The sequence below is a fragment of the Curtobacterium flaccumfaciens genome, from assembly GCF_004361695.1.
Lineage (GTDB): Bacteria > Actinomycetota > Actinomycetes > Actinomycetales > Microbacteriaceae > Curtobacterium > Curtobacterium flaccumfaciens_B.
Map to the genome: position 1 here is coordinate 377,914 of NZ_SNVW01000003.1, position 24,339 is coordinate 402,252.

The 24,339-nt window shown below is 72.6% G+C and carries 28 protein-coding genes; 20 read left to right on the plus strand and 8 right to left on the minus strand.

The features are described from left to right. Positions 1-7 precede the first annotated feature (7 nt). A complete protein-coding gene (locus EDF64_RS06665) occupies positions 8-1,576 on the plus strand; it encodes an FAD-binding oxidoreductase (RefSeq protein WP_133519235.1) in 1,569 nt (522 codons plus the stop codon). Between the two features lie 201 nt (positions 1,577-1,777). Beyond that, the gene (locus EDF64_RS06670) at positions 1,778-2,359 is read left to right on the plus strand and encodes a YdeI/OmpD-associated family protein (RefSeq protein ID WP_133519236.1); all 582 of its coding nucleotides are present in this window, start codon (positions 1,778-1,780) and stop codon (positions 2,357-2,359) included. A gap of 125 nt (positions 2,360-2,484) precedes the next feature. On the opposite strand, the gene EDF64_RS06675 is transcribed toward EDF64_RS06670, so the two are convergent. Continuing rightward, positions 2,485-3,402, minus strand: coding sequence for an endonuclease/exonuclease/phosphatase family protein (locus tag EDF64_RS06675; protein WP_166645628.1), 918 nt, complete (start codon positions 3,400-3,402; stop codon positions 2,485-2,487). Positions 3,403-3,486: 84 nt separating this feature from the next. Here EDF64_RS06675 and EDF64_RS06680 point away from each other — a divergent pair, with 84 nt between their 5' ends. The 7 genes from EDF64_RS06680 to EDF64_RS06710 all read left to right on the plus strand — a co-directional run bounded on the left by EDF64_RS06680 (position 3,487) and on the right by EDF64_RS06710 (position 10,516). Beyond that, positions 3,487-4,368, plus strand: coding sequence for an aldo/keto reductase (locus tag EDF64_RS06680; protein WP_133519238.1), 882 nt, complete (start codon positions 3,487-3,489; stop codon positions 4,366-4,368). Between the two features lie 156 nt (positions 4,369-4,524). Beyond that, positions 4,525-5,103, plus strand: coding sequence for a PadR family transcriptional regulator (locus tag EDF64_RS06685; protein WP_243736274.1), 579 nt, complete (start codon positions 4,525-4,527; stop codon positions 5,101-5,103). Continuing rightward, positions 5,100-5,831: an ABC transporter ATP-binding protein gene (locus tag EDF64_RS06690; RefSeq protein WP_133519239.1), complete on the plus strand. Its 732-nt coding sequence runs from the start codon at positions 5,100-5,102 to the stop codon at positions 5,829-5,831. The genes EDF64_RS06685 and EDF64_RS06690 overlap by 4 nt, the downstream gene beginning before the upstream one ends. Continuing rightward, a complete protein-coding gene (locus EDF64_RS06695; RefSeq protein WP_133519240.1) occupies positions 5,828-8,665 on the plus strand; it encodes an ABC transporter permease in 2,838 nt (945 codons plus the stop codon). The genes EDF64_RS06690 and EDF64_RS06695 overlap by 4 nt, the downstream gene beginning before the upstream one ends. Positions 8,666-8,838: 173 nt before the next feature. Further along, complete coding sequence (locus tag EDF64_RS18125) at positions 8,839-9,615, plus strand: SGNH/GDSL hydrolase family protein (protein WP_166645629.1); 777 nt, start codon at positions 8,839-8,841, stop codon at positions 9,613-9,615. A 74-nt stretch (positions 9,616-9,689) separates the two neighbouring features. After that, positions 9,690-10,283: an ArsR/SmtB family transcription factor gene (locus tag EDF64_RS06705; RefSeq protein WP_133519242.1), complete on the plus strand. Its 594-nt coding sequence runs from the start codon at positions 9,690-9,692 to the stop codon at positions 10,281-10,283. Beyond that, positions 10,280-10,516, plus strand: coding sequence for a hypothetical protein (locus EDF64_RS06710; protein WP_133519243.1), 237 nt, complete (start codon positions 10,280-10,282; stop codon positions 10,514-10,516). Before EDF64_RS06705 ends, EDF64_RS06710 begins: the two co-directional genes overlap by 4 nt. A 39-nt stretch (positions 10,517-10,555) precedes the next feature. Here the strand turns inward: EDF64_RS06710 and EDF64_RS06715 are convergent, their stop codons facing one another. From EDF64_RS06715 to EDF64_RS06725, 3 genes are all read right to left on the minus strand, one after another. Then, a complete protein-coding gene (locus EDF64_RS06715; RefSeq protein ID WP_133519244.1) occupies positions 10,556-11,674 on the minus strand; it encodes a hypothetical protein in 1,119 nt (372 codons plus the stop codon). Between the two features lie 127 nt (positions 11,675-11,801). Beyond that, positions 11,802-12,467 (minus strand): SDR family NAD(P)-dependent oxidoreductase, encoded by a 666-nt coding sequence (locus EDF64_RS06720; RefSeq protein WP_133519245.1) that lies wholly within the window; start codon positions 12,465-12,467, stop codon positions 11,802-11,804. Then, positions 12,464-12,862 (minus strand): (R)-mandelonitrile lyase, encoded by a 399-nt coding sequence (locus EDF64_RS06725; protein WP_133519246.1) that lies wholly within the window; start codon positions 12,860-12,862, stop codon positions 12,464-12,466. The genes EDF64_RS06720 and EDF64_RS06725 overlap by 4 nt, the downstream gene beginning before the upstream one ends. Positions 12,863-12,988: 126 nt before the next feature. Here EDF64_RS06725 and EDF64_RS06730 point away from each other — a divergent pair, with 126 nt between their 5' ends. Both EDF64_RS06730 and EDF64_RS06735 read left to right on the plus strand, forming a co-directional pair. After that, the gene (locus tag EDF64_RS06730; RefSeq protein ID WP_243736275.1) at positions 12,989-14,104 is read left to right on the plus strand and encodes a PQQ-dependent sugar dehydrogenase; all 1,116 of its coding nucleotides are present in this window, start codon (positions 12,989-12,991) and stop codon (positions 14,102-14,104) included. Positions 14,105-14,227: 123 nt separating this feature from the next. Continuing rightward, complete coding sequence (locus EDF64_RS06735; protein ID WP_133519248.1) at positions 14,228-15,106, plus strand: helix-turn-helix transcriptional regulator; 879 nt, start codon at positions 14,228-14,230, stop codon at positions 15,104-15,106. Between the two features lie 79 nt (positions 15,107-15,185). Here the strand turns inward: EDF64_RS06735 and EDF64_RS06740 are convergent, their stop codons facing one another. Continuing rightward, positions 15,186-16,070 carry an aldo/keto reductase gene (locus EDF64_RS06740; protein ID WP_133519249.1) on the minus strand — a complete coding sequence of 295 codons (885 nt, stop codon included), beginning with the start codon at positions 16,068-16,070 and terminating at the stop codon, positions 15,186-15,188. Positions 16,071-16,156: 86 nt separating this feature from the next. On the opposite strand from EDF64_RS06740, the gene EDF64_RS06745 reads away from it, so the two are divergent. From EDF64_RS06745 to EDF64_RS06755, 3 genes are read left to right on the plus strand one after another with little or no spacing between them, the layout of a single operon-like run. Continuing rightward, on the plus strand, positions 16,157-17,083 hold the full coding sequence (locus EDF64_RS06745; RefSeq protein ID WP_133519250.1) for a helix-turn-helix domain-containing protein: 927 nt from the start codon (positions 16,157-16,159) through the stop codon (positions 17,081-17,083). Then, complete coding sequence (locus EDF64_RS06750) at positions 17,080-17,286, plus strand: hypothetical protein (RefSeq protein ID WP_133519251.1); 207 nt, start codon at positions 17,080-17,082, stop codon at positions 17,284-17,286. Before EDF64_RS06745 ends, EDF64_RS06750 begins: the two co-directional genes overlap by 4 nt. 14 nt (positions 17,287-17,300) lie before the next feature. Continuing rightward, positions 17,301-18,476 carry an MFS transporter gene (locus tag EDF64_RS06755; RefSeq protein ID WP_243736276.1) on the plus strand — a complete coding sequence of 392 codons (1,176 nt, stop codon included), beginning with the start codon at positions 17,301-17,303 and terminating at the stop codon, positions 18,474-18,476. Here the strand turns inward: EDF64_RS06755 and EDF64_RS06760 are convergent, their stop codons facing one another. Then, on the minus strand, positions 18,477-18,671 hold the full coding sequence (locus EDF64_RS06760; RefSeq protein WP_133519253.1) for a DUF308 domain-containing protein: 195 nt from the start codon (positions 18,669-18,671) through the stop codon (positions 18,477-18,479). 126 nt (positions 18,672-18,797) lie between these two features. Between EDF64_RS06760 and EDF64_RS06765 the strand changes: the two genes are divergently transcribed. Further along, positions 18,798-19,496 carry a carboxymuconolactone decarboxylase family protein gene (locus EDF64_RS06765; protein ID WP_133519254.1) on the plus strand — a complete coding sequence of 233 codons (699 nt, stop codon included), beginning with the start codon at positions 18,798-18,800 and terminating at the stop codon, positions 19,494-19,496. A gap of 27 nt (positions 19,497-19,523) precedes the next feature. Here the strand turns inward: EDF64_RS06765 and EDF64_RS06770 are convergent, their stop codons facing one another. Together EDF64_RS06770 and EDF64_RS06775 are read right to left on the minus strand one after the other, a co-directional pair. Next, a complete protein-coding gene (locus EDF64_RS06770) occupies positions 19,524-20,495 on the minus strand; it encodes an NAD-dependent epimerase/dehydratase family protein (protein WP_133519255.1) in 972 nt (323 codons plus the stop codon). Between the two features lie 197 nt (positions 20,496-20,692). Continuing rightward, the gene (locus EDF64_RS06775) at positions 20,693-21,181 is read right to left on the minus strand and encodes a DUF4126 family protein (RefSeq protein ID WP_133519256.1); all 489 of its coding nucleotides are present in this window, start codon (positions 21,179-21,181) and stop codon (positions 20,693-20,695) included. A gap of 107 nt (positions 21,182-21,288) precedes the next feature. Here EDF64_RS06775 and EDF64_RS06780 point away from each other — a divergent pair, with 107 nt between their 5' ends. The 5 genes from EDF64_RS06780 to EDF64_RS06800 all read left to right on the plus strand — a co-directional run bounded on the left by EDF64_RS06780 (position 21,289) and on the right by EDF64_RS06800 (position 24,337). After that, entirely contained in the window at positions 21,289-21,630 is a 342-nt protein-coding gene (locus EDF64_RS06780; protein WP_133519257.1) for a PadR family transcriptional regulator, read from the plus strand. A gap of 2 nt (positions 21,631-21,632) precedes the next feature. Further along, positions 21,633-22,025: a DUF1048 domain-containing protein gene (locus EDF64_RS06785; protein WP_133519258.1), complete on the plus strand. Its 393-nt coding sequence runs from the start codon at positions 21,633-21,635 to the stop codon at positions 22,023-22,025. Next, the gene (locus EDF64_RS06790) at positions 22,022-22,816 is read left to right on the plus strand and encodes an ABC transporter ATP-binding protein (RefSeq protein ID WP_133519259.1); all 795 of its coding nucleotides are present in this window, start codon (positions 22,022-22,024) and stop codon (positions 22,814-22,816) included. Before EDF64_RS06785 ends, EDF64_RS06790 begins: the two co-directional genes overlap by 4 nt. Next, a complete protein-coding gene (locus tag EDF64_RS06795; protein ID WP_133519260.1) occupies positions 22,816-23,577 on the plus strand; it encodes an ABC transporter permease in 762 nt (253 codons plus the stop codon). The genes EDF64_RS06790 and EDF64_RS06795 overlap by 1 nt, the downstream gene beginning before the upstream one ends. A gap of 118 nt (positions 23,578-23,695) precedes the next feature. After that, positions 23,696-24,337 carry an SDR family oxidoreductase gene (locus tag EDF64_RS06800; RefSeq protein ID WP_133519261.1) on the plus strand — a complete coding sequence of 214 codons (642 nt, stop codon included), beginning with the start codon at positions 23,696-23,698 and terminating at the stop codon, positions 24,335-24,337. The last annotated feature ends 2 nt before the right edge of the window (positions 24,338-24,339 follow it).

Genomic DNA, 24,339 nt, shown 5'->3' on the forward strand with positions numbered 1-24,339 from the left:
AGGTCGGGTGAGCGAACCAGAACCCCACCGCCGGACCCCCGTGACGACCCGGCGCGTGCTGCTCGCCGGGGGAGTGGGTCTCGGGATCGCCGGCGTCCTGGCGGCGTGCAGCCGACCGACCCCGTCGCCGTCCGCCACCGCCACGTCCGGTCCGACCGGCACGCCGACGACCGGTCCGACGGCGACGCCGACACCCGGCGGCCCGGACTCGTGGGACGCCCTGGCCGCAGCCGTCTCCGGTCGGCTGCTCCGGTCGGGATCGAACGGTTGGAACACCGCGCGGCTCGTCGAGAACCCGCGGTACGACGACGCCGACCCGCAGGGCATCCTCCACGCCTCGGGCACGGCCGACGTGCAGGCCGGGCTCGCCTTCGCCCGGAACACGAACACCCCGGTGGCGCTCCGTGCCGGCGGGCACTCGTACACGGGGTGGTCCGCCGGCGGCGCGAGCGGCACCGACGTCCCACGGTCGCTCGTGATCAGCACGCAGGACCTCGACGCGATCGAGCTCCACGACGACGGCACCGTGACGATCGGCCCCGGAGCGCAGCTCGGCGACGTGTACGCCACCCTCGCGAAGGCCGGACGGGCGATCGGCGCGGGGTCGTGCCCCACCGTCGGCATCGGCGGCCTCACGCTCGGCGGCGGGGTCGGCGTGCTCGTCCGCTCCTTCGGCCTGACGTGCGACCAGCTCACCGGGGCGACCGTCGTCACGCCGGACGGCGCCGTGCACGAGGTCTCGGCGTCCGCGGAACCGGACCTGTTCTGGGCGTGCCGGGGCGGCGGGGGTGGAACCGTCGGCGTCGTGACCGGGCTGACGTACCGGACGCAGGCCGCGCCTCCCGTCCTGCTCTTCACCATCACCTTCGCGTGGTCAGCCGCCGCTGCGGTCGTGCGTGCCTGGCAGGACTGGGCGCCCACCGCCGACCGGCAGCTGTGGTCGACCCTCAAGCTGCTGAACGGCACCCGCCACTCGTCGCCGACCGTCACCGTCTCGGGTGTGTGGACCGGCGCGAAGACCGGGGCGGACACCAGCGTCGACGGTTTCATCCAGGCGACCGGTGCGAAGCCGCTCTCGCACACCGCGGAGGAGCTGACCTACGGTGCCGCGATGTCCGCACTCGCCGGGAAGCCGCAACGCGTGTCGCAGGCGGCGACGTCGTCGATCGGGAACACGAAACTGACCGATGCCCAGATCGACACGCTCGTGCAGCACGCGGCCGCGGCCGGGGACGTGTCCGGCAACCGCGAGGGCGGGGTCTCCCTCGATGCCCTCGGCGGCGCAGTGTCCGAGGTCGGGCGGACCGACTCGGCGTTCCCGTGGCGGTCGGCGCTCATGACGGTGCAGTACACGGCGGTGTTCGCCGACGGGGCGGACCCGGCACCCTTCGACGCGTACGTGCGGGGGTTCCGGAAGGCGATGCGGCCGGCGTGGGGGGACGCGGCGTACGCGAACTACTGCGACGCGGCGATCACGGACCCGGCGGACTACTTCGACGTGAACACCTCGCGGCTGCACCGGATCGCCGAGCAGGCGGACCCGAAGGGGATGCTGGCGCAGCCGCACTGGGTGTGACGCGGGGGCGCGGCGGCGGGCGGCCGCGGGCGCGCCCGGGCGCGCCGGGCGCGATCCCGGTGGTGAGATCGCACTCCGTCGGCCACCGGCGGGCCGGTCGGCCGCGGAAGTGCGATCTCGCCGCGGACGGCCGGGCCGGGAGGCGCGGAGCACGCCCGAATCGCCCGTCGCGACCGCGGTGGGTCGCCCTACGATGACCGCATGGACGCCGACGACCTCGTGGTACCGGACGCCGCAGCGTGGCGCGCCTGGCTCGACGCGCACGAGGACGAACCAGACGGGGTGTGGCTCGTCCTCGCGAAGAAGGGCACCGCGGAGCCGACGACCCTGAGCTACGACCAGGCACTCGACGAGGCGCTGTGCTCCGGCTGGATCGACGGGCAGAAGCGCGGCCGCGACGAGGCGACCTTCCGGCAGCGGTTCACGCCGCGACGGAAGGCCTCGCTGTGGTCGCAGCGCAACATCGGCCTCGTGGCGTCGCTCGTCGCCGAGGGCCGGATGCGGGATCGGGGCCAGGCGGAGATCGACCGCGCGAAGGGCGACGGCCGGTGGGACCGCGCGTACGCGGGTGCCGCGACCGCCGCCGTGCCGGACGACCTGCGGGCGGCGCTCGACGCCTCGCCGGCCGCTGCGGCGCTCTTCGCCGAGCTCGACGCCACGAACCGGTACGCCGTGGTGCACCGGATCGTCACCGCGCCGAGCGCCACCGCCCGGACGAACCGGCTGACGAAGCTCGTCGGCGGGCTCGAGCGGGGCGAGACCCCGTACCCGCGGAAGCCCTGACCCGGCGTCGCTTCCCGGGGCCGGCAGCGTCGAACCACGATCGCGACGTCGAACCAGGCGCGACGGTCGGTTCGACGTCGGATACGTGGTTCGACCCGACCAACAGACGCGCCGCGCCCGCCGCGCTACCGCAGCCCGACCTGCAGCCCGCGGTGGTCGCTGCCGTTCGCGGGCAGCACCTCGGACGACGTCGTGTCGAGCCCGCGCACGAACACGTGGTCGATCCGCGCGACGGGGAGCTGCGCCGGCCAGGTGAACCCGAAGCCGCCGCCCTCGTCGAGCATCCGGGTGAGCGGCAGCATCTCCGGGTCCTTCGAGCCGCCGTTGAAGTCCCCCGCGACCACGAGCCGTTCGGCGTCGTCGCCCCGGACCGCCGTCGCGAGGGATGCCAGCATCGTCGGCCGGCCGTCCTCGCCCCCGAGCCGGAGCGAGTCCATGTGCACGACGTAGAGCCGGACGTCGCCGAGGTCGGTGTCCACCGTCACGCGGAGCGCCCGCGCCCAGCCGAGGCCGAGCGTCATCGGTTCGCCGTCGCGCAGCGTTGTGCGGCTCCACACCCCGACCGACCCGACCCGGTAGTGGTGCGGGTACCGCTCGTCGAGCACGCCGGAGACGGCGTCGCCGGACGTGGCCGTGAGCTCCTCGAGCGCGATGACGTCCGGCTCCCGCGACGCGATCGACCGCGCGGTCGCCGCCGGGTCGGGGTTCGCGGCCTCGACGTTCTCGGTCACGACCGACAGTCGCGCCGGCCCCGGCGCCGCGGGTGCGAGCACCCCGGGCAGGATCGCGAACGCCCACGCCGCGACGAACGCGACCGAGAGCAGCGCGAGCCGCTTCGACCGGGTGCCGAGGGCGATCCCGGCGACGGGGACGAGCAGGACGGCGAGCCAGGGCAGCAACGACCCGACGACGGAGCCGGTGGTCCCGAGCACACCGAGCACGGCGGGGACGACGAGCACGACGATCCCGGCGAGCAGCACGATCCCGACGACACCGATGACGAGCGAGCGGCCGGGACTCCGTCGTGGGGAACGGATGGGCACCCGAGGAGCATACGAACCCGATCTGACAGCACCCGGGGGACACCGTCCCAGAGAGCGGCCACGGGAACGGCGTAGACCGGGGTCATGACCACTGGTACCGACACCACGAACCGTCCGGCTGCCGCATCCGGCACCTTCCGCATCGGTGGGGACCTCGAGGTCCACCGCCTCGGCTACGGCACCATGCAGCTCACGGGCCCCGGCGTCTGGGGCCCACCGAAGGACCACGACGAGGCCGTCCGCGTGCTCAAGCGCGCCGTCGAGCTCGGCGTGGACTTCTTCGACACCGCCGACTCGTACGGCCCCTACGTCGCCGAGGAACTCCTCAAGGAGGCCCTGCACCCGTACGGCGACGACGTCGTCATCGCCACCAAGGCCGGTCTCACGCGCACCGGCCCGAACGTCTGGCCGCCGGTCGGGCGTCCGGAGTACCTCCGGCAGGAGGCCGAGATGAGCCTCCGCCGTCTCGGTCTCGAGCGCATCGACCTGTTCCAGCTGCACCGCATCGACCCGAAGGTCCCGCTCGAGGACCAGGTCGGCGAGCTCAAGAAGCTGCAGGACGAGGGCAAGATCCGCCACATCGGCCTGTCCGAGGTCTCCGTCGACCAGGTCAAGGCCGCGCAGGAGATCGCGACGATCGTCACGGTGCAGAACCTCTACAACCTGCAGAAGCGCGACGCCGAGGAGCTCCTCGACTGGTCGGAGGGGCAGGGCATCGGGTTCATCCCGTGGTTCCCGCTCGCGACCGGCGGCCTCACCGGCGAGGACTCGCCCCTCACCGAGATCGCCGAGCGGAAGGGCGCGACGCCGGCGCAGCTCGCGCTCGCCTGGCTGCTCAAGCGGTCGCCGGTGATGCTGCCGATCCCGGGCACGTCGAGCGTCGCGCACCTCGAGGACAACCTCGCGGGCGCGACCGTCGAGCTCACCGACGAGGAGTTCGAGGAGCTGTCGAAGCTGGGCAGCTGAGTCCGGGTCGCGGACGCGACCGACGGGCGGACGGGAGGCGCGGTGCCAGCTGGCACCGCGCCTCCCGTCCGTCTGCCACTTGCGCTTGCATACCCGGTATGGCCATACTCAGTATGGTCACGGTGGCCACGACGGGGGAAGACGATGAGCGTACGGATGGGCGTACTCGCGCTGCTGGTGGGGGGACCCGGGTACGGGTACCAGCTCCGGGGGGAGTTCGAGCACCGCACCGGCGGGACCTGGCCGCTGAACATCGGGCAGGTCTACACGACGCTCGACCGGCTGGAACGCGACGGACTCGTGGCCCGCGGCGACACGGACGGCGACGGACACGTCGTCTACACGGCGACCGACGCGGGCCGCGACGAGGTCGCACGCTGGTTCAGCGAGCCGGTCCCCGCGAAGCGCGGACGCGACGAACTCGCGATCAAGTTCGCCCTGGCCGTCACCGTGCCCGGCGTCGACGTGACGCACCTCGTGCAGGTGCAGCGGACCGCGGCCGTGCGGAACCTGCAGGACCTGACCCGGCTGAAGCGCACGTCCGACCCCGCGTCGGACCTGGCGTGGTCGCTCGTGCTCGAGTCGATGCTGTTCCAGGCCGAGGCCGAGGTCCGCTGGCTCGACCACGTCGAGTCGAGCGTGGCCCGGTACCGACCGGACGACCACCCGACGCCGACGGACGCGTCGCCCGCCGCCACGACCGCGCACGACACGACCGTCCGGAGCGCCCGGTGACCGCCGCGGCGCCGCTCCTCGAGCTCGACGCGGTGAGCGTGCAGTACGGCACCGGCGCGAAGGCCGTCACGGCCCTCGCCGGCATCGACCTGCAGATCCGCCGCGGCGAGATGGTCGCGGTGATGGGCACCTCGGGCTCCGGCAAGTCGACGCTGCTCGCCTGCGCCGGCACCCTGCTGCCGCCGACCAGCGGCGAGGTCGTCATCGACGGCGACTGGGTGTCCGACCGACCGGCGAAGGACCTCGCGGCGCTGCGGCGGCGACTCGTCGGGTTCGTGTTCCAGGACTTCAACCTCATCCCCTCGCTCACCGCGGTCGAGAACGTCGCGCTGCCCCTCGAGCTCGACGGCTGGAAGGCATCGCGTGCACGTCGTGCGGCGGAGCTGGCGCTCGACAACGTCGAGCTCGGCCACCGTGCCGACGCCTTCCCGGACGACCTGTCCGGCGGCCAGCAGCAGCGCGTGGCGATCGCCCGGGGCGTGGTCGGCGAGCGCCGCCTGGTCCTGGCAGACGAGCCGACCGGTGCCCTCGACTCGCAGACGGGCGAGGTCGTGCTGCGGATGCTCCGTCGGCACGTCGATGCCGGGGCGGGCGCGCTCCTGGTGACCCACGACGCCCGGCACGCGGCCTGGGCGGACCGGATCGTCTTCCTGCGGGACGGCCGGGTGGTCGACGAGACCGTGTACTCGGGTGTCGAGATGGCACTCGCGGACCGGGCCGCGTCGTGAGCGCGCGTCGGCGCACCGCCGACGCCGATCCGCCCCGCACACCGTTCGCGATCCGACCGGCACTGCGGCTCGGGCGACGGTTGGCGTTCGCGAAGGTCGGCCGTGCGGCGCTCATCGTCGCGCTCATCGGCATCCCGACCGCCGGGTTCACCGCGGCCTCGGTCGTGGTGCAGTCGACGCAGCCCACCACCACCGAGCAGCTGCGCTACGACCTCGGGCACGCCGCCGCCCAGATGCGCGTCGCGGGTCCGGACCTGCGCGGCATGCGCCAGGACCCCGTGAACTGGCAGTACACCGAGTCCGACCGGGACAGCCCGGCGTCAGAGGACGAGGGCGACGCGCGGTCCGCGAACGTGCTCGACCACGTGCCCGCGGGTGCGCTGTCGATCCCGGTGGGGACGTCGTCGGTCGTGCTCTCGGGGCCGAAGGGGCCGACGAAGCCGATCGGCATCTCGGCGGTCGAGGGCGCGACGTGGTCGCCGGTGCTCGACGGACACTGGCACGTCCTCGACGGTGCCGCGCCGACCACCCGCGACGAGCTCATGGTCACCCCGGCGACCCTGCAGCGGTTGGGCGCGGCGATCGGCGACACGGTCGACCTGACCGACCCGGTGACGAAACGCCTCACGATCACCGGCACGATGCGCGACGCCGGGTCCGACCCGGACGCGCAGGGCGTGTTCCTGCCCTGGGGGACGACGCTGTCCCCGACGACCGGCGCCGATCGCACCGGCACCACGGACGTCACCGTCTACCTGCCCTCGGACGCCCCGACGTGGTCGGAGATCCGGCAGCTCAACCAGCACGGCGTCGTCGTGGAGTCGCGGCCGGTCGTGCTCGACCCGCCCGACGAGCGGCTCCGCGGCGGCCAGATGGGCTCGCAGCTCGGCTGGTTCGTCGGTGCCCTGGCGCTCCTCGGCGTCTTCGCGATGTTCGAGGTCGCGCTCCTGGCCGGTGCGGCGTTCCTCGTCGGGACCCGTGCCGACACCCGCTCGTACGCCATCGTCACGAGCATCGGCGGGGACCGGCGGTTCGTCCGGACGATCGTCGCCGGGTCCGGGCTCGTGCTCGGTGCGACCGGGGCCGTGCTCGGGGTGGGGCTCGGCACGGTGATCGGGGTCGTCGCCTTCGGCGTGATCGACAACGGGAACGTGGTGTCCTGGCCGGGCCTGCACGTGCCGCTCCCGCTGCTGCTCTCGATCGGGGTGGCCGGGGTGCTGGCCGGCCTCGTCTCCGCGCTCGTCGCCGCACGGGCCGCCACGCGGATCAACGTGCTCGCTGCACTGCGTGGGTCGCTGCGTCCGGCGACGGTGAACCCGCGCACCGAGCGCCGCCGACGGATCTGGGCGCCGGTCCTCATCGTCGTGGGCGCCCTGATGACCCTGGCCTGCGGTGCCGGCGTGCTGCTGCTCAACGACCGCCCCGTACAAGAGGACGAGCTGGCGTGGGTGGTCGGCGCCGGTGTCGCGATCGGGCCGTGCCTCGTGCAGCTCGGTGTCGCGATGTGCTCGCCCTGGCTGCTCGCACTCGTCGCGAAGGCCTCGACGCGCCTCGGGCTGTCGGCACGGCTCGCCGCGCGGGACGCCCGGCGCAACCCGGTGCGCACGGTCCCGGTGCTCGCGAGCGTCATGAGCGTGGTCTTCGTCGCGTCCGTGGCGATCACGTGGAGCGCCTCGGCGCACGCGCAGTTCGTCCGCGACTACGAGTACCGGACCGCCGTGGGGGTGGCCACCGCCGACGTCTCGGTCTCCGGTGACGAGGGGGCGGCCACCGGGTACGACGCGGAACTGACCGCCCGCGCCGCGAAGATCGCGTCCGGCGTGCTCCGCCACGACCGCATCCGGGTGCTCGGCGTGGTCGCGGAGCAGCCCGGCGACGCGCCGAGCACGGTCACGCTGCCGCACGACTGGGTCGGCACGGACTGCCGGACGAACGACACCACGTCCTGCTCGCGGTACCTCACGTCACAGGACAGCTCGGCGCCGCACATCTGGACCGGCACCGTCGACGACTACGCGCTGCTGACCGGGCACCGGCCCTCGGCGGCCGTCCGCGACGCCCTGGCCTCGGGCAAGGCCGTCTCGCTCTGGCCGGAGTACGCGCACGACGGGGTGGTCCGCCTCGACACGTTCCGCGACCGGACCTGGGAGTCGCCGGCGCTCACGGCGGACTCGCGACCGGACACCTCGACCACCATCCCCGCCGTGCTCGACGTGCAGTCGCCCCGCATCCAGGTGGGCGTCTTCATGACCCCGGAGACCGCCGAGCGCCACCGGGTCCCCGCGGTCGCCGGGATGCTCGTGACGAAGCTGCCCGGCGAGCTCAGCCCGGCGCAGTGGGACGAGCTGTCGTCCGCGTGGCAGAGCCGTGGCGGCGCCGATCGTGCGCGCTGGTACGGGCCGACGTTCTCGTACGAGGCCGGACCGGTGGACGCGCAGGGGGTCGTGAAGGCACTCGTGCTCGCGCTGGCGGCCGCCGTGACGATCGGGGCCACCGCGGTCGCCATCGGTCTCGCCCGTTCCGACGGTCGCCGCGACGACGAGGTCCTCGACGCGGTGGGGGCCGCTCCGGTACTCCGCCGTCGGGTGTCGGCGTGGCAGGCGGCGATCCTCACCACGGTCGGCGCGGTGATCGGCACCCTGTTGGGGCTGCTGCCGATCCGGGCGCTCACCCTGCGGTTCACGAGCGGTCCGACCGGGGCGTCGCACATGCCGTTCGTCGCGGACTGGCCGGTGCTCGCGCTCCTCGCGCTCGGGCTGCCGATCCTGGTGACGGCCGGCACCTGGCTGACGGCGGGGCGGGGACGCCGGGTCGCGGTCCGCCGCACCCTGTGACCCGCGCGGCCGGCGCGGCCGGCCCACCCGGCACGGCCGGGCCCGGCGCGGCCGGCGAGTCCACCGAACGCGGGGCTGGAGCTGGGAACGACCACGAGGACCCACAGCGAACCGCCCGGTTCCCCAGGTCTGGGGTCTGGTACTGCGGCGCGATCCGCGGGATACCTGGAGTCGTGTCCCGCACCCGTCGCCGCGCCCTGATCGCGAGCACCGTCACCGCCGCCTGCCTCGTCGTTGTGGGGTCGTTCGTCGTCGTCTCCGCGCACACCGCCACCGCGGAGGAGCGCTCCCGCCCCGTGGCCGTCGCCGGTGCCCCGACACGGGTCGAACCCGCCGACGTCCGAGCGGACGCCCGCATCCCCGTCCGCGAGCAGGTCGTCTCTGGTCCACTCGGGTCCGGTTCCCGACCGGGGGCGATCACGTTCGCCTACGCGGGGGACTCGATCACGGCGCGACCGGACTCGTGGTTGCACGCGCTCGAGCCGGACACCCGGTTCCACGCCGTCGGCGGCTACGCGCACAGCGGGTACCGGGCGGACCAGGTGCTCGCCGAGATCGGCCCCGTGCACGACGCCGACGTCCTGGTGGTGGAGCTCGGCACGAACGACGTGAACCAGGCCGTCCCCACCGCGACGACGATCGCGAACGTGGACGCCGTCGTCCGGAGGGTCGGGGCGCAGCACGTCCTCGTCGTCGCCGGTCCGCCGTCGGACTGGACGACCAGCCGGTGGGGCGCCGACCGTCGCACGGGCCAGGTCGTCCTCAGCCGGGCACTCGCGCGCGATGCGTCGGAGCACGGCTGGTCGTACACGGACCCGTTCGCGGCGTTCCGCCAGCCCGACGGCGCCTGGGTCCGTGGGGCGTCCCCGGACGGGATCCACGGCACCGCGGCCACGAACGTCGGCATCGCACGGTCCATGGCGACGGCCATCACGGAGGCCGCCGAGTAGCGCGGGCCCGACTGCAAAGAAGCAGTTGCAAACATCCCCTTGCAAAGAGTTGTTTGCAGTCGTACGCTCGTCCCATGGCACCCGAAGCACGCGTCCTCGACCTCCCGTCGATGAAGGCGCTCAGTCACCCGCTGCGGAGCCAGCTCTTCAACGAGCTGGCCGCGCACGGCCCCGCGACCGCCACGTCGCTGGCCGACAAGGTCGGTGAATCGACCGGCTCGACCAGTTACCACCTCCGCCAGCTCGAGAAGCACGGGTTCATCGAAGAGGTCGAGGGTCGTGGCAACGGTCGCGAACGCTGGTGGCGTCGCACGCCCGTCGCCGTGCACTCCGGCGGAACCGACGGGCCCCAGTCACCCGCCGGGATCGCGGCCGCCCGCTTGCTCGCGTCGGGCTCGAACGAGTTCTCCGAGCAGCTCATCCGCGAGTTCATCGCCCGTGACCAAGAGACGATGTCGCCGGGGTGGCGGGATGCGAGCGACCTCTCCACCGCGATCCTGCGACTCACCCCCGCGGAACTCCGCGAACTCATGGACGGCATCCACGCCCACATCGAGACGTTCCGGAGTCGTCACGTCCTCGACGACGACTCCGATCCCGAGACGGAACGTGTCTTCGTGCGCCTGGCCGCAGTCCCCGTCTTCGACGACGGAACGGAAGGATCATGACCGCAGCACTCCACCTCGACCACGTCGGTCCGCTCGAACGGACCGCACACCGCCTCGGACTCGCCCTGCTCCGGTGGAGCGAGACCCGGGCGGCCCGCGTCGGCCACACCGCCGACTCCGCCCTCGGTCCGGACCGCGCGGCGGCTCGCCTCGCGTACGAGCAGCGCACCGACCTGGAGGCACGGCACCGCCACTGGGACCGCCTCGCCTCCGGCATGCCCCGCGTCCGCTGACGTGGCAGCACGCCGGTCGCCCCCGCGGTGCGGGTCGCCTCAGCCGGTGGTGCAGAACGACTCCACGTCGACGTGCACGCCGTCGGTGCCGCCCCCGAGGCGCATCCGCTCGACCGCGGCGTCGGCGTGCAGCGGTCCGACCAGATCGGTGCCCATCGCCCGGTCGATCGGCTCGTAGCCCGCGTCGTGCCAGCCGGCGAGGACACGCGGCGCGAGGTCTTGCGGGCGGACCGTCGGCAGCACGAGCGACCCCGTCCACCGCCGACCTCCGCCGTCGCACACCTGCTCCGTCACGATCACCGGCGGCGCCTCGGCCGCAGCCGGGGTCGACGACGCCAGGTCGTCCAGCGGGCCGGCCCAGCGGACCGTGTCCTCGAGCAGCGCGCGCGTCCCCGTCTCGATCCCCGAGGCGTCGAGCGTCGTCGCAGCCGCGGGGGTCGGCCCGGGCCACTCGGGCTCGAGCGTCCAGGTCGACGACGGCCGCGGTTCCGACTCCGACTGCGGTGGCACGCGAGCGGCGTCCGGCAGGCCGCTCCCGGCGAACAGCGGCCCCACGGCGAGCGCCCCGACGAGCCACACGGCCGCGACGGCGTCCGCCGGCCACAGGGTCGTGATCGACGGCCGGTCGTCCTCCGCCACCCGGCGGAGACGACGCCAGCGCATCGTGAGCGCCGTCGTCAGGAACCCGGCCGCAGCGAGCACGACGGGCAGCTCGACGAGCGGGGACACCACCCCGAGGCCGAACCCCCACCACGCCGCCGGGACAGCGGTCGCGACGGCCATCGCCGTGTACGCGGCGACGAGCAGCAGCGTCTCGCGACGGGGGAGTCGCTCGTGGTACGGCGCCGGTCGCAGCACGCACCACACGGTCGCGACCACGGCGTTCACCGCGACGCCCACCCGGCCGAGCCCCAGCCCGACGAACTGGAAGAAGTCCCAGCCGTCGAACCCTCCCGGTTCCGGCGCGTCCACCCGGTACCGCACCTGCCCGGCGAGGTGCAGCAGGACGAGGACCCCGACGACACCGAGCAGGTAGAACACCCACGCCCAGCGCGGCACCCCCGTGCGGCGGATCGCGGCCGCGACGAACAGGACGGACGCCGGCAGCAGGACGAGCAGGGCGATGCCCGCCGTGCCGTCGAAGGTCTCCGGTTCCACGCGTCCACGCTAGGGGGCGACCGTTCGGCGGCCGACCCGGGCACGACGGCTGTGTCCCGCGACCCATCGGCGGACCGGGGGGCACGGGGCGGACCCGCCACGTGCCTCCCGGGCCGTCAGCGCGGACTCACTCGGGGAGCGGCTCCGCGTACGTGCGGAAGTCGCCGCGCTCCGTGTGGATCGCCCAGAGGCGGTCCGCGATCGACGCACCGGAGTGCTCCGGCTGCCCGTCGTCGATCCCGAACGGGATGATGAGCTGGCCGACGTGGACCTGTTCCGGGCGGACGGCGTCGTGGAGGAGCTGCGCGTACGCGCTCTCACCCGCGAAGGCGACCGACGTGCCGGTGACCCGGGCGCCCGGACGGACGGCGCTGCCACCGTTCACGAACAGGATCGTGCCGTGCCCGAGCGCGCGCATGCCGGGCAGCACCTGGCGCACCGCGGTGACCGATCCGTAGACCGAGAACTCGATCGGACCGACCAGGTCGTCCGCCGTCGTCTCGAGCACCGGCCGCATGTACTCCTTCGCGGGCAGGGGGCTGTACTGCAGCACCTCGATCGGGCCGAGCTGCTCGGTCGCGCGCTCGAGGGCACCCCGGAGGGAGTCCTGGTCGCGGACGTTCGTGGCGAAGCCGGCGGCCTCGTACCCGTGGTCCTGCAGCGAACGCGCGAGCTCGTCGAGCCGGGACTGGTTGCGGGAGAGGAGGGCGATCGAGAAGCCCTCGCGCCCGAAGCGGTCGGCGACCGCGAGGCCGAGGCCCTTGCCGGCCCCGACGATGGCGATGGTGGTCATGCGGTGTACTCCTCGTCGCTCACGTGCTCGAGCCAGGTGGTGGTCGTGGCCGGGTCGTCGGCCGAGTCGAGCATCGCGAGGTGCTCCATGTAGTCCGTGGGCGTCGCGCCGTGCCAGTGCTCCTCGCCGGCCGGCGTGTACACGGTCTGCCCAGCCTGCACCTCGATCACGCCGCCGTCCCGGGTACCCATGCGCGCGACGCCCTCGGTCACGTGCAGTGTCTGCCCCTTGGCGTGCGAGTGCCAGGCGGTGCGGGCGCCGGGCAGGAAGCGGACCTTCGCGACCGTCATCGTCTGCCCGGGCTCCTGCGGGGAGGCGATGGCGTCGAGGTAGACGTCGCCGGTGAACTGCTCGGGCGGGTTCTTCACGGTGGGGCGCTTCGGCTGGATCTCCATGCCACCGACGGTAGGACGATGCGCGCGCCCGAGGGAGGGGACGACGGAACCCCTCAGCAGCAGTGCGGATCCAGGCCTTTCCCGAGTCCGGCGTGTGCAATCGACGCAACGACCGGGAGGAACACCGTGGACACCACCCCGCACCGCGCTCGCAGCCGCATCCTGACCGGAGCGGGCCTGGCCGCCGTCGCCGCGCTCGTCCTCGCCGGCTGCTCGGACGACCCGGCCCGGACGCTCGAGGGCACCGCGACGCCGCCGGCGGGACAGCTCCGCCCCGGCGGTGAGACGACGGACGTCGCGACCGGCCTCGACGCACCGTGGTCGGTGGTCCGCACCGGCGACGGCGGGGAGGCCCTCGTGAGCGAACGCGACTCGGCTCAGGTGCTCGAACTCGACGGTTCCGGGAAGACGCGCACGGTGGGCACCGTCGACGGGGTCAGCCACGGCGGCGAGGGCGGCCTGCTCGGCCTCGCGCTGCACGACGGCGACCTGTTCGTGTACTCGACCGCCGAGGACGGCAACCGGATCCAGCGGTACGACCTCACCGGCACCACCGGCTCGTACGGACTCGGCGACGCCACGACCGTCATCGACGGACTGCCGGCGAACAGCTTCCACAACGGCGGGCGCATCGCGTTCGGCCCCGACGGCATGCTCTACGCGAGCGTCGGCGACGCCGGCACGGGATCCGACGCGCAGGACCGCGACTCCCTGGCGGGCAAGATCCTCCGGCTCACCCCCGACGGTGCCGTCCCCGACGGCAACCCGTTCCCCGACTCCCCGGTGTGGAGCCTCGGGCACCGGAACGTGCAGGGCATGGCGTGGACGGCCGACGGCACGATGTTCGCCTCGGAGTTCGGGCAGGACACCTGGGACGAGCTCAACGTCGTCGAGCCGGGGAAGGACTACGGCTGGCCCGAGGTCGAGGGCACCGGCGGCACCGACCAGGGGTTCGTCGACCCCGTGCAGCAGTGGTCCACCGACGAGGCCTCGCCGAGCGGCCTCACCGTCATCGACGACACCGTGTTCATCGCCAACCTCCGCGGCGAGGTCGTCCGAGGCGTCCCGGCAGACGACCCGTCGACGTCGACCGAGTACTTCGCGGGAGACTTCGGGCGCATCCGCACCGTGCTCGAGGGACCGGACGGGGCGCTCTGGTTCGTCACGAACAACACCGACGGCCGCGGCGACCCCACCGCGGGCGACGACCGGATCGTGTCGGTCCCGCTCGCCAGCAGCTGATCGGGGTCCGGTGCTGAGCGGGGACCCGCGCTGACCGGGGCTCTGTGCGGAACGGGGTCCGGTGTGGAACGGGGTTCCGGCAGCACCTCGCTCGCACGCACCCGGCCGAAGTACCGTGACCGCATGGACCACCGCGACGAAGCGCGCGACTTCCTCTCCGGTCGTCGCGCACGCATCACCCCCGAGCAGGCCGGCGTCGAGACCTTCGGCACCCGCCGCCGCGTGACCGGACTCCGGCGCGAGGAGGTCGCCCGGCTCGCCGGCGTGAGCATCGACTACTACACGCGGCTCGAGCGGGGGAACCTGCAGGGTGTCTCGGACAGCGTGCTCGACGCCATCGCCGGTGCGCTGCAGCTCGACTCCGCCGAGCACGAGCACCTGCGCGACCTCGCCCGGCACCAGAACGCGACCCCGCGACGAGCCGCCCGGGTCATCCCGGTGGCGGCGGTCCGGCCCGAGCTGCAGTACCTGCTCGACGTCGTCACCGACGCTCCGGCGATGATCGTCAACAACCGGCAGGACATCGTCGCGGCCAACGCGCTCGGCTACGCGATGCACTCCGACCTCGTCGACGCGCCGGCCCGTCCGCTCAACTTCGCGCGGTTCATCTTCCTCGACCCGCAGGCGCGGAACTTCTACCGCGACTGGCAGCGGGCGGCGCACACGAACGTCGCGATCCTCCGGCGCGAGGCGGGTCGGACCCCGAACGACCGCGAGCTGGCGGCGCTCATCGGCGAACTGTCGATGCGGAGCGACGACTTCCGGGAGCTCTGGGCGTCCCACGACGTGCGGCGGCACTACGCGGGCGTGAAGTCCTTCCACCACGCGGTGGTCGGCGACCTCGAACTGCACTTCCAGACGCTCGAGCTCGCGGAGGACCCCGGCCTGTCGCTGACGATCTACCCGGCGACGCCCGGCTCCCCGACCGCCGACGCCCTGCGGGTGCTGGCGTCGTGGGCGGCGACGGAGCGGATCGCAGAGCGGGCGCGCGCACTCGCCTGAGGCGGTGGTCGTGACCCCACGACAGACGGGAGGCGCGGTGCCAGCTGGCACCGCGCCTCCCGTCTGCCCTGTGGTCGAGTCAGGCCTCCGGGATCACCCGCTCGAAGCGGCTCGTGTCCGCCCCGTCCGGGTCCGGACCGTTCCGGCGACCGGTGTCGAGGGCGTCCAGCCGCGCGAGCTCGTCGTCGGACAGCACGAAGTCGAAGACGTCGACGTTCTCGCGGATCCGCGCCGGGTTCGTCGACTTCGGGATCGCGTTCCGGCCCTGCTGCACGTGCCAGCGGAGCATCACCTGCGCCGGCGTCTTGCCGTGCGCCTCGGCGATCTGCCGGATCGTCGGGTCGTCCATCACGCTGACCCGTTCGTCGCCCCACCCCGGGTAGAACGTGATGCCGCCGATGGGCGACCACGCCTGGTCGAGGATCCCGTGCTCGGCATCGGCGCGCTGGACGTCCGGCTGGGTGAAGTACGGGTGCAGCTCGATCTGGTTGAGCGTCGGGACGACGTCGGTCTGCTCGAGCAGCGAGCGGAGGTGGTGCGGCATGAAGTTGCTCACGCCGATCGCCCGGACCCGGCCGTCCGCGTACAGCGTCTCGAGGGCCTTGTACGCCTGTACCGTCCGGTCGAAGCGGTCCGGAGCGGGCTGGTGCAGGATCAGGACGTCGATCGTGTCGAACCCGAGCTTGCCGGTGGCCTTCTCGAACGCGTGCAGCGTCTCGTCGTACCCGTAGTCCGAGACCCAGATCTTCGTCTCGACCACGATCTCGTCGCGGTCGACGCCGGAGGCGCGGATCCCCTCGCCGACCTCGCGCTCGTTGCCGTACGCGGCGGCGGTGTCGATGTGGCGGTACCCCGTCTCGAGCGCCGTGCGCACGGCGGCGACGGTCTCCTCGGGTGCGCTCTGGAAGACGCCGAACCCGATCGCGGGGATCTGCAGTCCGTTGTTGAGGGTGAGTGTGTCCATGCCGACGACGCTACGACCGACGGATCTGCGCTGACGGGTACCAACAACCCCTGCTCCACGGAGCCGGGGGCACCTACCGTGGAGGCATGGACACGACCGAAGAAGTGCGGGACTTCCTCCGCACCCGCCGCGAGCGCCTCACGCCGCAGCAGGTCGGGCTGCCCGACTTCGGCGGCGCCCGACGCGTGAAGGGCCTGCGCCGCGAGGAGCTCGCCCTCATCGCCGGCATGAGCGTCGACTACTACATCCGGCTCGAGCGCGGGAACCTCACCGGTGTCTCGGAGAGCGTCCTCGAGTCGCTCTCTCGGGCCCTCCGGCTCGACGACGCCGAGCACGCACACCTGTTCGACCTCGCCCGGACGCAGAACGCCTCGGCCACCACCCGGCGCCGGCCGACGACGTCGAAGGTCCGGCCGAACGTGCAGCGCGTGCTCGACTCGATGACCGCGCCCGCGTGGGTGCGAAACGGTCGATCCGACTTCCTCGCCGGCAACGCCCTCGCACGCGCGCTGTACTCGCCGTTGTTCCTCGAGCCGTCCGGCACACCGAACTCGGCGCGGTTCGCCTTCCTCGACCCCCGTGGCCGGGAGTTCTGGCTCGACTGGGACGTCGTCGCGAGCGACATGGTGGCCGTGCTGCGCGCCGAGGCCGCGCGCACGCCGTACGACAAGGGCCTCACCGACCTCATCGGCGAGCTGTCGACCCGGAGCGAGGAGTTCCGGCAGCGCTGGGCGGCGCACGACGTGACGCGGCACCGGACCGGTCAGAAGCGGGTGCACCACCCCGACGTCGGGGACCTCGACCTGACGTACGAGGCGATGGAGCTCGTGACGGACGCCGGGCTGACACTCGTCGTCTACAGCGCCGAACCGGGGTCGCCGTCGGAGGAACGGCTCCAGCTCCTGGCGAACCTGGTGGCGACCGAGTCGGCACGGGTGGCCGCCGCGCTCTCCGCCGCCTCATCCGCATCCACATCCGCATCCGCATCCGCATCCGCATCGGAGGACGCATGAACGAGACGGACTCGATCCGGACGACCACGCCGTCCGCGCCGTCGTCGTTCACCGCCCGCCTGCGCTTCCGGTTCGCAGCGGAGCAGGAGATCCACGAGCTGACCCGTGACCGCGAGCGTGAAGCGCGGATCCTCGACGAAGCGGCCGTCCGCCTCGCACCCGGCCCGTGGCAGATCGCACAGCTGTTCCGGCGGCGACGATGACGTCCGGCGCGGGGATGACCCGCGGGCGCACCCTCCTCTTCGCCGTCGCGGGTGGCGCCGCCGTCGGCAACCTGTACTGGTCGCAGCCACTGCTGGACGACATCGCCCGGTCGCTCGACACGTCCACCGCCGTCGCCGGGCTCCTCGTCACCCTCACCCAGGTCGGCTACGCGCTCGGCATCCTGCTCGTGGTGCCGCTCGGCGACGTCCTCGACCGGCGCCGGCTGGTCCCCGTCGTGCTCGTCGCGTCGGCGGTGGCGCTGCTCGGAGCCGCCGTGGCCCCGAGCTTCACCACACTCTTGGTCGCCCTCGCGCTGGTCGGGCTGACGACCGTCGCCGGGCAGCTGCTCATCCCCCTCGCCGGCGACCTGGCCGACCCGGCGGAACGCGGCCGCGTGGTCGGCACGATCGCCTCGGGCGTCCTCACCGGCATCCTGGTCTCCCGCACGGTGAGCGGCATCGTCGCGGACGCGTTCGGCTGGCGCGCGATCTACGTGCTCGCCGCGGTCGCCGCCCTGGTGTTCGCGGTCCTGCTGCGGCGCGCGATCCCCGAGCTCGAACGCCGTGACCGGGTGCCCTACCCGGCGTTGATCGTGTCCGTGTTCCGTGCCGTCGGGGCGCACCGCTCCGTGCAGGTCACCCTCGTCATCAGCGCCACCGTCTTCGCGGTGTTCACGATGTTCTGGACGGCGCTGACGTTCCTGCTCAGCGCGGCACCGTTCGGCTACTCCACGACGGCGATCGGGCTCGTCGGTCTGGCGGGGCTCGCCGGTGCCGTCGCCGCACAGCGCGTCGGACGCCTGCACGACCAGGGCCTCTCCGTGCCGGTCAGCGGCGCCGCACTCGTGCTCGTGCTGGTGTCCCTCGTGATCGCGGGCCTCGGAGCACGCTCGATCGTGGTCGTCCTGGTCGCGGTGGTCCTGCTCGACGTCGGCGTGCAGGCCGCGAACGTGCTCAACCAGACCCGGCTGTTCGCCATCGACCCCGCCGCGCGCAGCCGCCTCAACACGGCGTTCGTCACCGGCAACTTCATCGGGGGTGCGATCGGTTCGGCCGTCGCGTCGGTCCTGTGGAACGCCGGTGGGTGGACCGCCGTCACCGTGGGCGGGGCGGTGCTGATGGGGTTCGCAGTGACGGTCTGGGCCGTGCACCGACGCCGGGGGCTCATGGTCGGATCGACCGAGCGCTGATCACCGGCCACGAACCCGGCGTCGGCGGATCGCGGTGCCGGTGGTGACGATCGCGGCGAACAGTGCGACGGCAGCCACCAGGTGGGAGATCCAGGACCCTCCGGTCGCGGGTTGGGTCACGACGACCGCGCCGAGGACCACCAGGGCCACACTGACGACGCAGGCGAACGGAATGCCGGTGACGAGGTTGCGCACGATACCTCCGGTGTTGTCTGGTATTTCAGCGTACTGACCACGCCGGCTGTGTGCCAGCGGTGGGCCGTGGAGAGGGGTGAGGACAGCACCTCCCTCGACGCCCCTGACGGTCGTAGCGTCGGGGGCATGCGCTTCACCGATACCGATCCCGAGTTCGCCCAGTACTCCGCCGCGTTCGCCGACGAGACCCTGCAGCACACGTCCCTCAGCGCGCACGACCGGTTCGTCGTGCAGCTCGGCGCGGTCGTCGCGACGGGGGCCCGGACGGCGTTCGGGGACCTGCTCGACCGCGCGCTCGACGATGCCGTCACCCCGATCGAGGCGAAGGAGATCGTGTACCAGGCCGTCGCCTACGTCGGACTCGCCCGCGCCACGGACTTCCTCGTCACCACGAACGAGGTCCTCACCGCCCGCGGAGTCACCCTGCCGCTCCCGGGCCAGTCGACCACCACGCCGGACGACCGTCTCGAGCGGGGCCGCCAGGTGCAGGGCGCGGTCGTCGGGCCGGACGTCGTCGACTCGCTGTACGAGAACGCCGCGGCGGACACCGTCCACTTCCAGCGGTTCCTGTCCGGCAACTGCTTCGGCGACACCGTCGGCCGCTCCGGGCTCGACCTGCGGACGCGAGAGCTCCTGACGTTCGCGATGCTCGTCGCACTCGGCGGCGCCGACGCCCAGGCGCGGAGCCACGTCGCGGCGAACCTGCGGGTCGGCAACACCCGGCAGCACCTGCTCGACGTGCTCACGGTCCTCGTGCCGTGGCTCGGCTACCCCCGGACGCTCAACGGGCTCGCCGCCGTGAACGAAGGCGCACCCGCCGCCTGATCTCGCGACGCAGCCTCAGCGCAGCTGTCAGACGACGAGCGGGCCGGCCACGTCGAGCTCGCCATGGTCGACGAGCCAGCGGACCGCGTCGAGCACGGTCTCCTCGGCCGTGTACCCAGGCGCGTACCCGAGCAGCCGTCGGGGCTTCTCGATGCTGAACACCTGGCTGCGCGACAGGTGCTCCCAGCTGGCACCGGCGTGCTCCGGAGCCGTGGTCTCGCGGAACCGGTCCCACGAGACGGACTCGAGCCGCGCCTCCTGGCCGAACCACGACGCTGCCAGGTGGGCGTACCCACGGGCCGTGAGCGCCGTCGAGGCGGTGATGAAGAAGTCCTCGCCCGCTGCGGCGTCGCGGTGCTCGACCGCGAGCTGGAACGCCTGCGCGACGTCGTCCGCGTGGACGTGCGCCATCGTCTCGGCGCCCAGCCCGGGAACCGAGACGGGCGTGCCGGAGGACAGCGCGGTGAGGACGGCGGGGTCGAGGTTGCCGAGGGGCCCGATGGGCATCCACCCCGGTCCGCTGATGTGTCCGGGGTGGATCGACGTCGTCACGAGACCACCTGAGGCGGTTTCCTTCTTGAGCATCCGTGCGATGGCGTCCTTCTGCACGCCGTAGTCGCCGAACGGGGGCGTCGCGTTCTCCTCCGTGATGGGGAGGACGTACGAGACGCCGGCGCGCCAGATCGAGCCGCAGTGCACGAGGTGCGTGTCCGTCCCCCGGAGCGCGGTGACGAGGGCCTGAGCGGACGACAGCGTGAAGCAGACGAGGTCGACGACGGCGTCCGCGCGGAGCCCGACGATCCGGTCGCCGAACGTGCCGTCGCGGTCCTCCTGCTCGCGGTCGGCGGTGACCTGTTCGACCTGCTGCCACTCGGGGGAGTCGACGTAGGCAGTCCGGGTGCCGCGGCTGATGGTCACGACCTCGTGGCCGGCGCGGACGAGACGAGGGACGAGGAACGTGCCGATGTGGCCGGTGGCCCCGATGACGACGATGCGCATGCCGCCACGCTAGGCCGCGGACGCTGTGGGAGGGAGGCCGTGGCGGTGCCTGCCTCGCGCGGGCGTTCCGTCCCATTGCATCCGCGATGGAAGGTCGAAACGGGCATAGGAGGTCGAAAGTTTCGACCTCCTATGCCCGAAAACGTCGAGTACGCGCGGAACGACCCCCTACGCGCGGAACAACCCGGGCGCGCCGGTCAGGCGGCGGTGATCACCTTCACGGAGCCGGCGATGGTCGCGGCGTCCTCGGCGAGCGCGACGACCGGGTCGGGGAGCTTCGTGGCACCGCCGACGGCCTTGCGCACGCCCCACCCGATGAACGAGCCGACGATCGCACCGACACCGCCGAGGATCGCACCCTCGATGCGGAGGTCGCGCTTGCCCGTGGTGCCGAGTGCTGCCCCGGCGAGCGCACCGGAGGCGACGCGACCGACGAGTCCGGCGGGGGAGATGCGGCTCGGGGTCTTCGGGAGCTTGTCGCCGATGAGCTCGCCGACGGCGGACGCGACGAGCGCACCGCGGCCGAGCGGCGTGCTGAAGACCTTCCAGTCCTGCCACGCGCCCTTGAGCGAGGACCGGTCGTGGTTCAGCGCCATCACCGCGAGCGGGGTGGCACTCCGGCCGCCGCTGAGGATGCCCAGCACCAGGGTGCGGACCAGGGTGTGCTGCTCGTTCTTCTTGCTCATCGTCGCTCCTTGTCGTGTCCGTTCGGAAAGTACTCTTGCGCTCCTGGTACTCAGCGATACTATGTACCGGTAGTCAGCAACACTGAGTAGCACCGCAGGAGGCACGCATGCCCAAGCAGGACACCGAGATGCTCAAGGGCATCCTCGAGGGGATCGTCCTCGCCGTGCTCGTCGGCCGACCGGCCCACGGGTACGAGATCACCGCCTCGCTCCGTGAGCAGGGCTTCACCGACATCGCCGAGGGCACGATCTACGCCCTGCTCGTCCGCATCGAGCAGCGCGGCCTCGTCGACGTCGAGAAGGTCCCCTCCGAGAAGGGGCCACCCCGGAAGGTGTTCACCCTGAACGCCCACGGCCGAGCGCAGCTCGACGACTTCTGGCGGGCCTGGGCCTTCCTCAGCGAGCGACTCGACCACCTGCAGCACCAGAACGACACAGGACAGGACTGACCATGGCCATCTCGATCTCCGACATCACGACCAAGCTCATCGGCGACAAGAAGCGCTGGCGGGCGTACAAGGCCCGGACCGCATCGCTGCCGACGAGCCACCGCACCGCCGTCGACGGCATCGAGCGGTACCTCATGTACACCGGCCCGAGCGACGGCGACCAGCTCATGCGGATGCTCGACGACCTCGCCGACCTGTTCGAGCAGAGCGCCGCGGACGGCACGAGCGTCCGGACCGTCGTCGGTGACGACCCGATCGCGTTCGCCGAGGACTTCAAGGCGAACTACGGCCTCGGCTCGTGGCTCAGCAAGGAGCAGCAGCGCCTCGTCGACACGATCGACAAGGCCGACAAGGCCGACGACCACGGGACCGCGACGGGAGGCGAGCCCGCATGACCGCAGCCATCCGGGTCCGTGGGCTCGAGAAGTCCTTCGGCGACCTGCACGTCCTCCGCGGCGTCGACCTCGACGTCGCGGCCGGCACCGTGACCGCGCTGCTCGGGTCGAACGGCGCCGGCAAGACCACCGCGATCCGCATCCTGGCGACCCTCGCGAAGGCCACCGCCGGCAGCGCCACCGTGGCCGGACACGACGTGGCCACCGAGCCGGGTGCCGTCCGCGAGGCGATCAGCCTCACCGGCCAGTTCGCCGCCGTGGACGAGGTCCTCACCGGCCGCGAGAACCTGATCCTCGTCGCCCGGCTCCGCCACCTCCCGCACGCCGGCCGCACCGCCGACGAGCTCCTCGCACGGTTCTCGCTCACCGAGGCCGGGTCGCGCCGGGCGGGCACGTACTCGGGCGGGATGCGGCGCCGGCTCGACATCGCGATGAGCCTGATCGGCGATCCGCAGGTGGTGTTCCTCGACGAACCGACGACCGGCCTCGACCCCGAGGCCCGGCTCGAGGTCTGGGACGCCGTCCGTGCCCTCGCCGCCGGCGGCACGACGGTGCTGCTCACCACGCAGTACCTCGACGAGGCCGAACAGCTCGCCGACCGCATCGCGATCCTGCACCAGGGCCGGATCATCGCCGACGGCACGCTCGCCGAGCTCCAGCGGCTGCTCCCGCCCGCCCGGGTCGAGTACGTCGCGAAGCAACCCACGCTCGAGGACGTCTTCCTCGCCGTCATCGGCAGCGGCACCGCCGACGCGGCCAGCGCCGCCGCACACCGACAGGAGGTCGCGTGATGTCCGCCCACCCGATCCACGACACCGCCGTCCTGACCGGCCGCTCCCTCAAGCACGTCTGGCGGAGCCCGGACACGATCATCACCACCGCCGTGATGCCGATCGCCTTCCTGCTGCTGTTCGTGTACGTCTTCGGCGGCGCGATCGACACCGGCACCGCCTCGTACGTCGACTACCTGCTGCCCGGGATCCTGCTCATCACCGTCGCGTCGGGCGTCGCGTACACCTCGTACCGCCTGTTCCTCGACCTGCAGGCCGGCATCGACGAACGGTTCCGGTCGATGCCGATCGTCCGTGCGGCGTCGCTCTGGGCACACGTCCTCACCTCGCTCGTCGCCAACCTGGTGTCGGTGACGGTGGTGGTCGGGGTGGCCCTGCTGATGGGCTTCCGGAGCAGCGCCGGCGTCGGTGCGTGGCTGGCCGTGCTCGGGATCGTGGTGCTGTTCACACTCGCACTCACCTGGGTGGCGGTCGTGGCGGGCCTGTCGGCGAAGTCGGTGGACGGTGCGAGCGCGTTCTCGTACCCGCTGATCTTCCTGCCGTTCATCAGCTCCGCGTTCGTGCCGACGGACACGATGCCGGGTCCGGTCCGCTGGTTCGCGGAGCACCAGCCGGTCACGTCGATCGTGGACTCCATCCGCGCGCTGTTCGCCGGCCAGCCGCTCGACGCCGACCTGTGGGTCGCCCTGGCCTGGTGCGTCGGGATCCTGCTCGTCGCCTTCGGCGCCGCGACCCTCGTGCAGCGCCGGCGGGTCGGCTGACGTGACCGACCCGGGCCTGGAGGCGCGTGGCGGCACCGCCACGCGCCTCCAGGCCGTCACCCGGTCACCTGCACGGCGTCACCCGGTCTGCTGAGGCGCCCCGAGTAGCGTCCGCCGCATGAGCAACGTCATCCTCTTCGGCGGCCACGGCAAGGTCGCACTCCTCGCCACCCGCATCCTCACCGACCGCGGCCACACGGTCACCTCGGTCATCCGCAAGGCCGACCAGGCCGACGAGATCCGCGCGCACGGCGGCGAGCCGCACGTGGCGGACATCCAGCAGCAGACGCTCACCGACTTCGCCGAGCTGATCCACGGGCACGACGCCGTCGTGTGGTCCGCCGGTGCCGGCGGCGGGTCCGCCGACCGCACCTGGGCGATCGACCGTGACGCCGCGATCCTGTCCGTCCAGGGCGCCGCGAAGGCCGGCGTCGACCGGTACGTGATGGTGTCCTGGTCCGGCTCCGTCCTCGACCACGGGGTGCCGCAGGACAACGACTTCTTCGCGTACGCGCAGTCGAAGATGATCGCCGACGCCGTCCTGCGTGACTCCGGCCTCCGCTGGACCGTCGTCGCGCCGAGCACCCTCACCGATGACGAGCCCACCGGCTCGGTCGACTGGGACGGCTCCTCGACCGAGGTGCCGCGCGGGGACGTCGCGCACGTCGTCGCCGACGCCCTCGAGAGCGACGCGACCGTGGGCAAGACGATCCGGTTCAACACCGGATCGACCCCCATCGCCGACTTCCTCCGGAACTGACC